Below are 14,389 nucleotides of genomic sequence, written 5' to 3' on the forward strand. Positions count from 1 at the left end.
GTCGGCGGTCCCGTCGGGACTGCTGTCGTCGACGACCAGCGCGTCGACCCGGACGCCGGGCACCGCCCCTCGTACCGCCTCGAGGGCGGTGAGCAGCTCCGAGACGGTGTCGACCTCGTTGTAGGTCGGGATGACGATCATGCAGCGCACGGTCGGACCGTAGGCACGGCCGGATGAAGCGCGCATGAAGCGAGGCTAGGCGTCCTCGGTGCCCAGCAGCACGGTCACGGTCATGGCCGGCCCGTGGCTGCAGGGCACCGGGGCGGGGCGGCCGGAGGTCTCGTGCCGTCCGTCGTGGCACAGGCGCAGCTCGCCGCCCGCCCCGGTGACCAGCGCATCGACCAGCGACAGTCCGAGCCCGGACCCCGGGAGCGGGCGTGCCTCGTCGGCACGAGCGAAGCGCTGGGTCGCCTTGGACAGGAGCGCGGGGGGCATGCCCGGGCCGGCGTCAGCGACGACCAGCCGGGCCCAGCCCGGCACCGGCTCGTCGACCGTCACCTCGACCGGAGGCGCGCCGTGGAGGGCCGCGTTGTCGAGCAGGTTGGTGACCACGCGCTCCACCTCGAAGTCGGCGAGCGGCACCGGGAGCTGTCGCTCGGGGAGGGTGACCGTGACATCGCCCGCGTGGCCGGGATCGGCCAGACGCCGTTGGCTGATCGTCCGGCCGGCCACGGTGACGAGGTCGCTGTGCGCGGTCGGGTGGGAGCCGCTGATCCTGCCGAGCTGGAGCAGCTGCTCGGAGAGCCTCGCGAGGCGATCGAGGTCGATCTCGAGCTCGGCGAGGATCCGTTCGTGCTCCTCGGGGGTGCGGGGCCGACGCAGGGCCAGCTGGATGCGGCTGGTCAACAGCGTGATCGGGGTGCGCAGCTCGTGGCTGGCCTCGGTGACGAACTGCCGCTCGCGATCGAGGGCGCCTTCCAGCGTCGTGAGCATGTCGTTGAACGTGTGCCCGAGACGGGTGATCTCGTCGTCGCGCAGCGCCGGCACGTCGAGCCGCAGCGCGGTGTCGCCGGCCGCGATCGCCGCCGCCCGACGTCGGTAGCGCTCGACCGGGCGCAGCGCGGCCTGGGCCAGCCGCTCGCCGACGAGCGCCGTCACGAGCAGGGCCCCGAGCCCGGCGACGGTGAGCTGCAGGAGGAGCTCGCGCAGCGTCTCGTCGCGGTGGTCGCGCCGTACGCCGACCAGGAGGTACCGCGGCGGCGACGGCGAGAGCCGGACCACCTGCAGGCGGTACGGCTCGGCGGACGCGGGCAGGAAGTCGCCGACGTCGACGGTACGTGGCGTCGAGGTCACCTGGTCCAGCTGGCCGGGGCTCAGGAGGCTGGTCGCTCCGGCCGGTCCACCGTGGCCGAGCACGGTGCCGTCGCCGTCCATCACCTGCCAGGCCACGCCGGTGGCGTCGGCTGCCGAAGGGTCGCTCGTGCGGCCGTCCGCGCCGATCAGGGGGACCAACGTGTGGCTCGCCTGGCTGAGCTCGGCGTCCAGGCTGGCGTCGAGGGCGTACTCGACGCGCCAGTAGACGAAGGTGCCGGCGGCGAGGAGCACCACCAGGCTCGCGGCCGAGAACCCCGCGACCAGGCGCACGCGCAGGGGGAGCCGGGAGAGCCGGGCCTGGAGCCGGGTCATCGAGCCCCGACCGGGACCTCGAGCCGGTAGCCGACGCCGCGGAGGGTCGTGATGGTGTCGGTCCCGAAGGGCTTGTCGATCTTCGCGCGGATCGAGGCGAGGTGGACGTCGATGACGTTGCTGCGCAGGTCGGTCTCGCCGTCCCAGACCTCGTCGAGGATCATCAGGCGGCTCACCACCTGTCCGGCGTGGGAGGCCAGCAGGTAGAGGATGTCGAACTCGCGGGTCGACAGCGTGATCTCGACGCCGCCGCGGGCGATGCGACGGGCCCCGGGGTCCACCGCCAGGTCGCCGATCTGGACGGGCGACTCGCCGAAGCCGCCGCGGCGGTACAGCGCGCGCAGCCGGGCCAGGAGCTCGTCGAGGTCGAACGGCTTGGGCAGGTAGTCGTCGGCGCCGGCGTCGAGCCCGTCGATGCGGTCGCGGACGTCACCTCGAGCGGTGAGCATCAGGATCGGGGTGGTCATCCCGATGCCGCGCAGCCGACGGGCCACGGTGACGCCGTCCATCCCGGGCAGCATCCAGTCCAGCAGCACCACGTCGAAGCTGGTGTCGCCGAGCAGCCGGTCGTAGGCGCCGCGGCCGTTGTGCACGACCTCGACGCGCCACCCGGCTTCTCCGAGCGACTCCTGCAGCAGGGCGGCGAGGCGTACGTCGTCCTCGGCCACCAGGATCCTCACCGAGCCCCGCCTTCCTGGCGCTGCCAGATGTGCCAGTCGCCGTACGTCACGTCCTCACGGTAGTGCCGCTGGAGGTAGCGCTGCGCGTTCGCCGTGCCCGCCGGGTCGAGTCCCCAGGTCTCGAGGGAGTCGCCGGCCACGACGACCCACCGCGGAGCGGTGGGGCCGGCCAGCACCCGCTGCAGCTGCGCCAGGTCCGGGTCCCGCACGCGGACCGGGAGACTCCACAGCTGCTCATAGGGGCTGCTCAGGCCGCTGCCGGCGACGATGTCGGGATGTCCGAAGCCGACCACGACCCCGTCCCCCGGTGCGGCGTGCTCGCGCAGGTAGGTGATCACCTGCGCGTCGGAGGACACCGACACCGCTGCGGTCGCGTGCGGCGCCCAGACCGCCACGCCGGCCACCAGCGTGTAGGCCACGGCCAGGGTCGCCGCGCGTCGGGCGGGTGTCCTCGGCCGGGCGGACCGGCCGGTCAGGGCCAGCACGGTCACGAGGCCGGGGACCACTCCGGTGAGGTAGTGGAGCCAGTAGCTCCCGCCGAGCACGGCGGCACACAGCTCCCAGGCGACCAGGGCTGCCGCGGGGGAGGCGAAGCTCGGCGTCGTGCCGCCGACGCCCGGGGCGTCCGACCGGCGGTCGTGCAGCAACCGGTCGAGGACCGCCGCCGTCGCGATCACGAGCGTGACGGCCAGCACCACCCCCGCGCCGCTGGTGAAGAACGCGAGGACCGTGCGGGTCATCCGCTGGCTGGTCGCCTCCGAGGCCGAGGTGCCGATCACGTCGGAGGCCTCGAGCCGGAACACCACGATCGCGTCCCACAACCCGGCGACGGTGGTGCCCTGCGCCCAGGCTCCGGCGAGCGCCAGGCCGAGCACCGCGACCGCACCCGCTGCGAACCCGGCCATCCGGGCCCGGAGCCGGTCGACGCGGTGTCGGAGGACGACCGCGGCCACGGCAGCGAAGACGAACACGTCCACGACGTTCTGCTTGACCAGCGCCCCGGCCATCGCCGAGGCACCGGCCCCTGCGGTGAGCAGCGCTGCCGTCCGACCCCAGGGGCGGCGCAGGGCGGCGACCACACCCGCAGTGCCGAGCAGCACGAACGGCACCGCGAGCACCTCGCCGTTGGTCTCCGGCATGCCGAGGAGCGGGCTGGACAGGAGCGCCGCGGCCAGGACGACGGCAGCGGTGCGCGACCACCGGCTCCGGGGCGCGACCTGACGGGCGAGGACCCCGGTCAGGAGCACCGCGGCACCACTCGCGGCGGCGCCCATGATCTTGACCCCCGGCGCGATCACGCCGACCGAGGTGACGTGGGTGGGGCCGAGGTGGCCGGCCAGCGAGAAGAGCCACAACAGCAGCGGCGGACGGTCGACCCAGTAGTCGCCGTACAACGAGCTGCCGTGGTGCCAGTGCTGCGCGAGCAGCAGGAAGCCGCTCTCGTCGGGGCTCAACGGGCGCTCGAGGAACGGCAACCAGGCGGCCACCGCCACGACGGCGGCGAGCAGCAGTCCCGAGGTCGCCCACCGTCGATCACCGACACGCGTGCGCTGCTGGGTGGGGCGCACCACCTCCCGGGTGGCCCGCGTGAGGTGATCGGTGACAGCCACGGTCAGACCGAGCTCAGCGAGCCGGACCGGTGGGCCTCGGCGGCGGCGCGGGGCCGCCGGTGCAGCCTGCGTCCGCCGACGAGCAGGACGACGACCGCGGCGGTGAGGCCGAGGCCGATCATCGAGATGTAGTGCCCCACGGTGTGCCAGCTGTTGCCGGCCAGGTAGCCGGCGAGGACCATCGTCGCGACCCAGAGACCGGCGCCCGCGACGTTGGCCACGGCGAATCGTCGGTAGGGCATGCGTGCCATGCCGGCCAGCCCCGGGATCAGCACTCGCAGCGCCACCGTGAACCGTCCGCCGAAGACCGCCCACCCGCCGCGCCGGCCGAGTGCTCGCTCCGCACGGTCGAGGTGGTCGGCCTTCACGAACCGACCGAGCGTGGAGTCCAGGATCCGCCGGCCCCAGCGGCGACCCACGAGGTAGCCGACGGCGTCACCGGCGACGGCCCCGCACACTCCGGCCGCCAGGACGCCGGCGAGCGGGACGTGGCCCTGGCCCGCGGCCACGCCGCCGAGCAGCACGGCCATCTCGCCGGGGAAGACGAACCCCAGGAAGGCGGAGGACTCCAGGGCCGGGAGCGCGAAGACCACGAGGAGTGCGAGCCAGGCCGGGGTCGCGAGCAGGTGCTGGACCGTCGCGGTCAGCAGCCCGGTCATCAGGCTGCCCTCGGCGCCGCGGTCAGCAGCGGTCGCGCGGGTGTGCCGGCGAGCAGCTCGACCAGTCGGACTCCGACGCGTCGGGCGACCAGGTAGCAGGCCACCGAGACGGTGGCGCCGACCAGCAGGCCCACGACGACGTCGAGCGGGAAGTGGGCCCCGACGTAAACCCGTGCGAAGGCCATGGCGAGCGCCAACGCGGCGGTCACGAGCCCGAGCCTGCGGTGCGCGAGCAGGATCCCGGCGGCCACCGCTCCGGCCATCACCGCGTGGTCGCTGGGGAACGAGGGGTCGGTGCTGCGCGCGGTCAGGGTGAGCGCGTGGGGGAGCACGTCGTAGGGCCGCGGCTCGGCGAAGGCTGCCGCCAGGAGCTGGTTGACGCCGAGGGCCACCAGGGCCCCGACGGGTGCCCACAGCGCCGCGGTGACCTGGCGCAGGTCGCCCTCGCGTCGCGCCCACCACCACGACGCCAGCAGCAGCGCGGCGAAGACGCCCACGCCGTACTCGGCGAACAGGCGGGCCGGCGTGTGCAGCCACGGCGTGGCACGCGCCAGGTGGTTGACCGCTCGGAACCACTCCGCCTGGGCGTCGGCCCAGATCACCGTTCCCGCGCTCGTGGCCACGGCCCCGTCCTCCCGTCCGCGGGTCCGAGGGGGCCCGCATCGAGTCGAACCGTAGGCAGCGGCACATGAAGCAGTGATGAAGCCCTCCGCGCCACGTGCTGCCCATCCTCTCGAGCGGCGGAGGTAGGGGAGAGCAGCCCGCACGGTCGGGTCGGCGACGATCGCTGAACGGCGGCCGTCTAGCGTTGCTGCTGAAGACCATGGAAGAACTGGATGGACACCGGCCTGAGCCGCGCGATGCAGGACGGCTGCTGAGATGACCCTGGTCCTGGCCGTCGTCGCCGGTGTGCTCATCGGGCTCTCCCTGGGCGCGCTCGGCGGCGGCGGGTCGATCCTGGCCGTGCCGGTGCTGGTGTACCTGCTCGACCAGTCGGCCGCCCAGGCGACGACGGGGTCACTCGTCGTCGTCGGGTGCACGTCGGTGATCGGCGCGGTGACGGCCCACCGGGCCGGCAACGTCCTCCTCGGTCGCGGCGTCGCGTTCGGGCTCGTGGCGACGGGCGGGGCCGCGTTGGGCGCGGTGCTCTCGAGCCGGGTGTCCGAGGACGTCCTGCTGGCGGCGTTCGCCGCGCTGATGCTCCTCGTCGGCGGGCTGCTCGTCTGGCGCCAGCTGCGTCATGGACGCAGCGGCGCGCCGCGGCACGTCGAACGCCCCAGGCTCGACGACCCGATCATCACGTTCAGCCCGACGTTCGCCTGCCAGTGCCCGCGGGCGCTCAAGGTGCTCGTCACCGCGACCGTGGTCGGTCTGCTGACCGGGTTCCTCGGCGTGGGCGGTGGCTTCCTCGTCGTCCCCGCCCTGCTGCTCGCGCTGGCGCTGCCGATGCGGTACGCCGCCGGCACCTCGCTGGTGGTCATCACGATCACGAGCGCGGTGGCCCTGGTGGTCCGGGCGGGTGCGGGCACCCACCCCGACTGGGCCCCGGTCGTCGTCCTGACCGCCGCCTCGGCGCTCGCAGCGATCGCGGGCGCCCTGATCGCCAGCCGCGTCGACACCGCCCGCCTGCAGTCCGCCTTCGCCGCGCTGGTCCTCGGCGTCGCCGTCTACACCGCCGCCCAGGCGCTGCCGGGTCTTGCCTGAGCCGTAGGCCACCTCCCGGCCGCGCTGCCGCGCTCGGCCGCGACCCGGTCGACGACCTCGCGAGGAGGCGGCCGGTTCGGCTCCTGCCTCAGGACGGGGACAGCAGGTCGGCGTACCTGCGCCTGGACGTGGGGGCGACGATGGCACTGAGCGCGAGCGCCAGCTGGGCGCTGATGTAGGCCTCGAGCGTCATCGTCTTCTCGAAGTACCAGTGCTTGAGCGCCCATGCGTGGGCGAGCAGCAGCAGGTTGTAGGCCACCAGGTCCGGGTCCGCGGTGCGGAGCAACCCCGACTCGACGCCGCTGCGCACGGCGTCACGCAGGGGCTGGCTGGTCTCGACCTCGAGACGCTTGATGCGATCCCGGCCGGCCGGGTCGAGCGACTTCGACTCACGGTAGGTGAGGACCGCTGCGTGGCGGTGCTCGTCGATCACCGTGCAATACGCCGCGAAGGCAGCGGACAGGCGACGGACCGGGTCCTCGCCCGCGGCCTCGATGGCCCGGGGGACCTGGGTCGCGAAGGCCTCGAGCACCTGGACGATGACCGCGAGCAGGACATCGTCCTTGCTGCCGAAGTAGCGGTAGATCAATCCGACGCTCACACCCGCCTCGGCAGCGAGTGCCTGCATGGAGACGGCCTCGGAGCCCTCCCGTTCCATCAGCCGAGCGGCGGCGTCGAGCAGCTGGCGGGAGCGGTGCTCGGCCAGCATCTGGCGCGCAGCGTCCTGCGGGCGCTCAATGGAGGTGTGGGGCATCCGGGGTCCTCTCGGCTGGGTGAATCCAGATTCATCGTAGGGCAGACCGGGTGCCACTGGGGCATTGACACGGACAAAGAATGAATCTACGTTCATTGTCAATGAACCGAGATTCACTCACTGACCAGGAGCGCGTCGTGGACTTCAAGAGCTACAAGCAGCTGACCTTCACCCGGCACGACAACGGCGTGCTGCTGATCACCATGGACCGTCCGGAGAAGTACAACGCGACGGATGAGGAGATGCATGGCGAGCTCGCCCGGGTCTTCCGCGACGTCTCTGACGACAAGGAGACCCGGGTCGCGGTGATCACCGGGGCCGGCAAGGCCTTCAGTGCCGGCGGGGACCTCGACATGGTCTCGCGCCTGGCGGGCGACCACGAGCGGGTGGACCACATGCTCCGCGAGATGAGCGACATGGTCTACAACATCATCAACTGTGAGAAGCCGATCGTCTCCGCGATCAACGGCGTCTCGGTCGGCGCCGGCACCGTCGTCGGCCTGCTCGCCGACATCTCGATCATGGCCGAGGACGCCAAGCTCGGTGACGGCCACGTGAAGCTCGGGGTCGCCGCCGGCGACCATGCCGCCATCATCTGGCCCCTGCTGTGCGGCATGGCCAAGTCCCGCTACTACCTGATGACCGGCGAGATGCTCACCGGCGCCGAGGCCGAGCGGATCGGTCTGGTCAGCAAGGCGCTTCCGCGCGACCAGGTGCTCGAGGAGGCGATGCGCGTCGCGCAGGTGATGGCCACGGGCGCGCAGCAGGCGATCCGACTGACCAAGCGCACTCTCAACAGCTGGGTGCGCCAGGCCGCCCCGATCTTCGACCAGTCGGCGGCGTACGAGATGTTGTGCTTCATGGCCCCCGACGTCGTCGAGGGCTACACGGCACTCCAGGAGAAGCGTCAGCCCGCCTTCCCGTCGGCGCGCTGAGGCGGCGGCCATGCACTACGGGTTCGACGAGGAAGAGGAAGCCTTCCGTGCGGAGGTCGCTCGGTGGGCGGAGAAGGTCCTGGCGCCCCACTACCAGTCCGACGACAAGGCGGCCGAGTTCCGGCGCCAGCAGGCCTCGGACATGGCGCAGATGGGACTGACCGGACTGCGCATCCCGGAGGAGTACGGCGGGCAGGAGGCGACGGCCGTCATCGCCGGCATCGCGGCGGAGGAGGTCGGCCGCGCCGACTTCAACGCCGGCTACCTGATCATCAACACCGCGCTGATCAGCGACATCCTCGTGCGCAACTGCCACGAGGAGCAGAAGCGGGCCTGGCTGCCTGGTATCGCAGCGGGCGAGATCGTCCCCTGCATCATGATCACCGAGCCGGGTGCCGGGACCGACGCCGCCGCCCTGGGGCTCAAGGCGACCCCTCACGGTGACGACGCGTGGATGCTCAACGGTGAGAAGACCTCGATCACCCTCGGCATGGCTGCCGATCGAGCGGTCGTCCTGGCACGCACGGGAGGACCCGGCGCTCGCGGCGTGAGTGCCTTCTGGGTGGACCTGAACGGCCCTGGCATCTCGCGCAGCGCCTTCGACGACCTCGGTGCCCGGGCGATCGGCCGAGCGTCGATCCACTTCGACCAGGTGCGGGTCACCCGCGCCGACCTGATCGGCGAGGAGGGCGGCGGCTTCGTCTCGGTGATGCAGGGCTTCGACTACTCCCGCGCGATCATCGGCCTGCTGTGCCTCGGCGCCGCCGAGCAGAGCCTCGACGAGGCGATCCGATGGGCGCGCGACCGGGTGGCGTTCGGCAAGCCGATCGGAACCTTCCAGGGCGTGTCGTTCCCGCTCGCGGAGTGCGCGACCTACGTCGCAGGAGCCCGGCACGTCTGCTACGAGGCCCTGTGGCGCAAGGACAACGACCGCGAGCACAGTGCCGAGGCAGCGATGGCGAAGTTCTGGGCGCCCAAGCTCGCCGTCGACGTCATCCACCAGTGCCTGCTGACCCTGGGGCACGTCGGCTACTCCACCGAGCACAAGGTCGGGCAGCGCCTCCGCGACGTCATCGGTCTGGAGATCGGTGACGGCACGGCCCAGGTCTCCAAGCTCGTCATCTCCCGCAACCTGCTCGGCCGCGCCTTCGCGCCCTGAGACCCCACCACCACCACGCAGAGGACACCATCATGGGCAAGCTCGACAACAAGATCGCCGTCGTCACCGGTGCCGCGCAAGGCATCGGCAAGGCGATCGCCACCAAGCTGGCGGCGGAGGGCGCGACCGTCGTGGTCACCGATCTCAACGAGGCCGGCGCCAAGGAGACCGCAGGCGAGCTCGGCGGCGGTGCGATCGGGATGCGGCTCGACGTGACCGACAAGGCGTCGGTCGACGCGATCGTGGCCCAGGTCAAGGAGGAGCTCGGCCGGATCGACGTCCTGGTCAACAACGCCGGCTGGGACAAGGCCGAGCCGTTCGTCGACTCCGCGGTGGCGACCTGGGACCGGATCATCCAGATCAACCTCTACGGCCAGCTCAACACCTGTCACGCGGTCCTGCCGATCATGGCCGAACAGGGATACGGCCGGGTCGTGAACATCGGATCCGACTCCGGCCGCGTCGGTTCGTCGGGCGAGGCCGTCTACTCCGCCGCCAAGGGCGGTGTCATCGCGTTCACCAAGACCATCGCCCGCGAGATGGCCCGCGCGGGCGTGACCGCCAACTGTGTCTCGCCCGGTCCGACCGACACCGAGCTCTTCGCCTCCATCGGTGGCGACGGCCTGCGTGCGGCGCTGACGAAGGCGATCCCGCTCAAGCGCCTCGGGCAGCCCGAGGACCTCGCCAACGCCGTCGCGTTCCTCGCCTCGGACGAAGCTGCCTTCATCACGGGCCAGACCGTCAGCGTCAGTGGCGGACTGACGATGAGCTGAAACGGGACCCGCCATGACCTTCGAGACCCTCCTGACTCCCGAGCGCATCGAGCGCGAGACCACGGCCGGCTACTGGCGCGGCAAGGTGATCACCGACTTCCTCGACGAGCATGCCGAGAACACGCCCGACAAGATCGCGTTCGTGGACAGCCACCGGTCCGTCACCTTCGCCGAGCTGAGGGCCGAGGTCGACGCGGCGGCTCGCGGCCTGCTGGCCAGGGGCGTCGGTCCGGGCGACGTCGTCTCCTTCCAGATCCCCAACTGGATCGAGTGGATCGTGGTGCACTACGCCGCGACGCGCATCGGGGCGATCAGCAACCCGCTCATCCCGATCTACCGCGAACGCGAGGTCGGTTTCATGGTCGGTCTCGCCAGGTCGAAGGTGATCGTGGTGCCTCAGGACTTCCGCGGGTTCGACTATCCCGCCATGCTCGAGGAGCTCAAGGGGGAGTGGGACTTCGACCCCGACGTGGTGGTGATCGGCGCCGACTCGTGGGTGCAGCTCACGACCGAGGGCGACGCGAACGCGGACCTCGTCGCGCTCCGTCCGGACCCCAACGAGGTCACGCTGCTGATCTTCACCTCCGGCACCACGGGTGAGCCCAAGGGCGTGATGCACACCCACAACACCATGGTCGCGGCCAACGACCCGTTGCCGGGCCGGCTCGGCGTCGGCCCGGACAGCGTCCTGCACATGGCCTCGACGCTGGCGCACCTGACGGGCTTCCTCTACGGCGCCCGGCTCAGCGTCCAGAACGGCGCCACGTGCGTCCTCCAGGATGTCTGGGACGCGAGCACGTTCGTCGAGCTCGTGGAGCGCCACCGCATCACCTACACCTCGGCAGCCACGCCGTTCCTGCACGACCTCGTCACCTCACCTGATCTGGCCGATCACGACACCAGCAGCCTGGTCCGCTTCTGCTGCATGGGCGCGCCGATCCCGCGGGCCATGGTCCGCGAGGCGAGGACCCGCCTGCCCGGTCTGGTGGTCGTGGGCGGGTGGGGGCAGTCGGAAGAGGGCTTGGTCACCATCGGCATCCCGGGCGACCCCGAGGAGAAGATCATCGAGACCGACGGCTACCCGTGGCCCGGCATGGAGATCCGCGTCGTGGACCCCTCGGGCTCCGTGGTGCCGGCCGGTCAGGAAGGCGCCCTCCAGGTGCGCGGGCCGTTCCTCTTCGTCGGCTACGCCGAGCGACTGGAGATGACGCGCGCCCTGATGATCCCCGACGACGACGGCCGGGGCGACTGGTTCGACACCGGGGACCTGGCGTTCATCGACGAGGACGGCTACCTCCGCATCTCCGGTCGCACCAAGGACGTGATCATCCGGGGCGGCGAGAACATCCCGGTCGCCTACGTCGAGAACGCGCTCTACGAGCATCCCGACATCCAGGCCGTGGCGGTCGTCGCCGTGCCGGACCCTCGCCTCCAGGAACGGGCCTGTGCCTGCGTGGTCCTCAGGAGCGGGGCCGTGCTGGAGTTCGAGGAGATGCAGGCATTCCTCCGTGTTCAGGGCGTGGCCAAGCAGTACTGGCCGGAGAAGCTCGTCGTGCTCGAGGACTTCCCGAAGACCCCGAGTGGCAAGATCCAGAAGTTCCAGCTGCGAGAGCAGGTGGCCCAGTCGTGAACGCACCACGGACGAGCGGCTACGACACGCTCCGGGTCGACGTCGCCGAGAGGGTCGCGGTGATCACCCTCGACCGGCCGGACGTGCGCAACGCGATCAACGCCCAGCTCCAGTCCGACCTCCGGGCAGCGCTGGCAGAGATCCGCGACGACGACGCTGCGGGTGCGGTCGTCATCACCGGGGCCGGCGAGAAGGCGTTCGCCGCCGGCGCCGACATCGGCCAGCTGCAGGAGTACGACCTCCACACCGGCCTCGCGTCCTCGATGCAGCGTCTCTACGACGAGGTCGAGTCCTTCGAGAAGCCGACCATCGCGGCCGTCAACGGATACGCCCTCGGCGGTGGCTGCGAGCTGGCGATGGCCTGCGACCTCCGGATCGCCGCGTCGAGCGCGCGGTTCGGTCTTCCCGAGACGAACCTCTCGGTCCTGCCCGGCGCGGGCGGCACCCAGCGGATGAGCCGCCTGGTCGGCACCGGCCTGGCGATCGACCTGATCCTCACCGGGCGCATGCTCGATGCCGGTGAGGCGCTGGCGGCCGGTCTGGTCACGCGCGTCTGTGAACCCGATCAGCTGCTGGACAGAGCCCGGGAGGTCGCGGCTGCGATCCTGGCGAAGGGACCCCTGGCCGTGCGACTCGCCAAGCTGGTGATCCGCACCGGCATGGACACCGACCGGCGGACCGGGCTGGTCGTGGAGCAGCTCGCCCAGTCCCTGCTCTACACGACCGACGACAAGCGCGAGGGTGCCGAGTCCTTCCTCGCGAAGCGGAGCCCCGCCTGGAGCGGACGGTGAGCATCGACCAGGTCCTCGTCGCCGGCTCCGGGGCGATGGGCTCGCAGATCGCGATGGTGGCCGCTCTCGCCGGCTGCACTGTGACGGTGTACGACGTCGACGCCGCCAGGGTGGAGCAGGCGCGTCAGCACCTGCTCGAGCGGATGGACGCCCAGGTCACGAAGGGACGCCGTACCCGCGAGGCGGTGGACGCGGCCTTCCAGCGACTGACGGCCACGACCAGTCTGGCCGACGCGGGCGCGGTCGACCTCGTCATCGAGGCGATCGTGGAGAGGCTCCCGGCGAAGCGCGAGCTCTTCGCCGAGCTCGACGGCTTGTGTCCTGCGCGAACGGTGTTCGCGAGCAACTCCTCCAGCTTCGTGCCGTCCTCGATGGCGACCGCGACGACGCGGGCCGACCGCTTCCTCAACCTGCACTTCTTCAATCCCGCTCTGGTGATGCCCTGTGTCGAGGTGGTCCGCGGGCCCGACACTGCGAGCCCGGTCGTCGAGGCCTGTCTCGCGTTCGTCGAACGCATCGGCAAGACCGCCGTCGTGCTCGACAAGGAGATCCCCGGCTTCGTCGCCAACCGCCTGCTCGGCGCCGTGCGGGACGAGGCGCTCAGGCTCCTCGAGGGCGGTTACGCGGACGTCGAGGCCATCGACACGGCTGCCCGGACCGCACTCGGCTACCCGATGGGGCCGTTCGAGCTGATGGACCTCACCGGCATCGACATCGGCTACCTCACCAAGACCGCCCGGTTCGAGGTCACCGGCGATGCAGCGGATGCGCCCTCGCGGACCGTGTCCGCGCTGGTCGAGCAGGGACACCTCGGTCGCAAGACCGGCCGAGGCTTCTACACCTACGGACCGTCGGGCGACCGCACCGGCGTCACCGACCTCGCAGATCTGAAGGGACAGCACTGATGGACCTCACGCTCACCGAGGAGCAGCTCGCGTTCAAGGCGATGGCACGTGACTTCCTGGAGAAGGAGGTCGTGCCCCATCGAGCCGAGTGGGACCGTCGCGAGTCGGTCGACACGGCGATCATCCCGAAGCTGGGCGAGCTCGGCTTCTTCGGGCTCACCATCCCCGAGGAGTACGGCGGTGTGGGTGGGGACTACATCACCTATTGCATCGCGATGGAGGAGCTCGGGCGTGCGGACTCCGCCGTCCGAGGGATCGTCTCGGTGTCGATGGGCCTGTTCGGAAAGGTGCTCCTCGACCACGGCTCGGAGGAGCAGAAGACGCAGTGGCTGCCCGGCATCGCGACCGGTGCGCAGCTCGGCTGCTTCGGGCTCACCGAGCCGGACAACGGCTCGGACCCGTCCTCCCTCAAGACCCGGGCGACTCGCGACGGCTCGGACTGGGTCATCAACGGCTCGAAGATCTTCATCACCAACGGCAGCTGGGCCGACGTCTGCCTGGTCTTCGCCCGCACCGGTGGCGAGGGCGCGAAGGGCATCTCGGCCTTCCTGGTGCCGACCGACAGCCCGGGCTTCGAGCGCACCGAGATTCACGGGAAGCTCGGCCTGCGCGGCCAGGCGACCTCGGAGCTCAGCTTCGACGACGTCCGGGTGCCGGCCGATGCGCTCGTCGGCAACGAGGGCGACGGGTTCGCGTTCGCCATGAAGTCCCTCGACAAGGGCCGTGTCTCCGTCGGTGCCGGCTGCACCGGCATCATCCAGGGGTGTCTGGACGCGGTGGTCGACTACACGACGCAGCGCCGCCAGTTCGGCAGGCCCATCGCGTCGTACCAGCTGATCCAGGACATGATCGCGGAGATGTCGGTCGACGCCGACGCCGCCCGGCTCCTCACCTGGCGCGCTGCCTCGCTGATCGAGCGGGGACAGCCGTTCGGGACCGAGGCGTGCAAGGCGAAGTACTTCGCCTCCGAGATGGCCGTCAAGGCGGCCAACCTCGCCATCCAGGCCTTCGGCGGCTACGGCTACATCGACGAGTACCCGGTGCAGAAGTACATGCGCGACGCCCGTGTCATGACCCTGTACGAAGGCACCAGCCAGATCCAGAAGCTGCTCATCGGCCGCGCCGAGACCGGCCTCTCCGCCTTCGTCTGACCCTTCCCGTCC

At 71.1% G+C, this 14,389-nt stretch carries 15 protein-coding genes; 8 read left to right on the forward strand and 7 right to left on the reverse strand.

Annotation, left to right across the window (positions count from 1 at the left end):
* The 6 genes from Q0L15_RS14435 to Q0L15_RS14460 form a co-directional block, all read right to left on the reverse strand.
* Window positions 1–186 (reverse strand): glycosyltransferase (locus Q0L15_RS14435; RefSeq protein WP_296605148.1); only part of this gene is annotated, 186 nt, incomplete at its 3' end.
* A gap of 9 nt (window positions 187–195) precedes the next feature.
* A complete protein-coding gene (locus Q0L15_RS14440; protein ID WP_296605149.1) occupies window positions 196–1,626 on the reverse strand; it encodes an ATP-binding protein in 1,431 nt (476 codons plus the stop codon).
* Window positions 1,623–2,306, reverse strand: coding sequence for a response regulator transcription factor (locus tag Q0L15_RS14445; protein WP_296605150.1), 684 nt, complete (start codon window positions 2,304–2,306; stop codon window positions 1,623–1,625). The genes Q0L15_RS14440 and Q0L15_RS14445 overlap by 4 nt, the downstream gene beginning before the upstream one ends.
* Complete coding sequence (locus Q0L15_RS14450) at window positions 2,303–3,916, reverse strand: hypothetical protein (RefSeq protein WP_296605151.1); 1,614 nt, start codon at window positions 3,914–3,916, stop codon at window positions 2,303–2,305. Before Q0L15_RS14450 ends, Q0L15_RS14445 begins: the two co-directional genes overlap by 4 nt.
* 2 nt (window positions 3,917–3,918) lie before the next feature.
* Window positions 3,919–4,575, reverse strand: coding sequence for a DedA family protein (locus Q0L15_RS14455; protein ID WP_296605152.1), 657 nt, complete (start codon window positions 4,573–4,575; stop codon window positions 3,919–3,921).
* Window positions 4,575–5,198, reverse strand: coding sequence for a phosphatase PAP2 family protein (locus tag Q0L15_RS14460; RefSeq protein WP_296605153.1), 624 nt, complete (start codon window positions 5,196–5,198; stop codon window positions 4,575–4,577). Before Q0L15_RS14460 ends, Q0L15_RS14455 begins: the two co-directional genes overlap by 1 nt.
* Window positions 5,199–5,454: 256 nt before the next feature.
* Between Q0L15_RS14460 and Q0L15_RS14465 the strand changes: the two genes are divergently transcribed.
* Window positions 5,455–6,279, forward strand: coding sequence for a sulfite exporter TauE/SafE family protein (locus Q0L15_RS14465; protein ID WP_296605154.1), 825 nt, complete (start codon window positions 5,455–5,457; stop codon window positions 6,277–6,279).
* 88 nt (window positions 6,280–6,367) lie between these two features.
* Here the strand turns inward: Q0L15_RS14465 and Q0L15_RS14470 are convergent, their stop codons facing one another.
* Window positions 6,368–7,033, reverse strand: coding sequence for a TetR/AcrR family transcriptional regulator (locus Q0L15_RS14470; RefSeq protein WP_296605155.1), 666 nt, complete (start codon window positions 7,031–7,033; stop codon window positions 6,368–6,370).
* 137 nt (window positions 7,034–7,170) lie between these two features.
* Between Q0L15_RS14470 and Q0L15_RS14475 the strand changes: the two genes are divergently transcribed.
* From Q0L15_RS14475 to Q0L15_RS14505, 7 genes are read left to right on the forward strand one after another with little or no spacing between them, the layout of a single operon-like run.
* Entirely contained in the window at window positions 7,171–7,968 is a 798-nt protein-coding gene (locus Q0L15_RS14475; protein ID WP_296605156.1) for an enoyl-CoA hydratase/isomerase family protein, read from the forward strand.
* 10 nt (window positions 7,969–7,978) lie between these two features.
* On the forward strand, window positions 7,979–9,127 hold the full coding sequence (locus tag Q0L15_RS14480) for an acyl-CoA dehydrogenase family protein (RefSeq protein WP_296605157.1): 1,149 nt from the start codon (window positions 7,979–7,981) through the stop codon (window positions 9,125–9,127).
* Window positions 9,128–9,159: 32 nt separating this feature from the next.
* Complete coding sequence (locus Q0L15_RS14485) at window positions 9,160–9,900, forward strand: 3-oxoacyl-ACP reductase family protein (protein ID WP_296605158.1); 741 nt, start codon at window positions 9,160–9,162, stop codon at window positions 9,898–9,900.
* A gap of 13 nt (window positions 9,901–9,913) precedes the next feature.
* A complete protein-coding gene (locus Q0L15_RS14490) occupies window positions 9,914–11,530 on the forward strand; it encodes an AMP-binding protein (protein ID WP_296605159.1) in 1,617 nt (538 codons plus the stop codon).
* Window positions 11,527–12,321 carry an enoyl-CoA hydratase-related protein gene (locus Q0L15_RS14495; RefSeq protein WP_296605160.1) on the forward strand — a complete coding sequence of 265 codons (795 nt, stop codon included), beginning with the start codon at window positions 11,527–11,529 and terminating at the stop codon, window positions 12,319–12,321. The genes Q0L15_RS14490 and Q0L15_RS14495 overlap by 4 nt, the downstream gene beginning before the upstream one ends.
* Window positions 12,318–13,226 (forward strand): 3-hydroxyacyl-CoA dehydrogenase family protein, encoded by a 909-nt coding sequence (locus tag Q0L15_RS14500; protein ID WP_296605161.1) that lies wholly within the window; start codon window positions 12,318–12,320, stop codon window positions 13,224–13,226. Before Q0L15_RS14495 ends, Q0L15_RS14500 begins: the two co-directional genes overlap by 4 nt.
* A complete protein-coding gene (locus Q0L15_RS14505; protein ID WP_296605162.1) occupies window positions 13,226–14,377 on the forward strand; it encodes an acyl-CoA dehydrogenase family protein in 1,152 nt (383 codons plus the stop codon). The genes Q0L15_RS14500 and Q0L15_RS14505 overlap by 1 nt, the downstream gene beginning before the upstream one ends.
* The last annotated feature ends 12 nt before the right edge of the window (window positions 14,378–14,389 follow it).

Source organism: Nocardioides sp. (assembly GCF_024509035.1).
In the GTDB taxonomy this organism is placed as follows: Bacteria; Actinomycetota; Actinomycetes; order Propionibacteriales; family Nocardioidaceae; genus Nocardioides.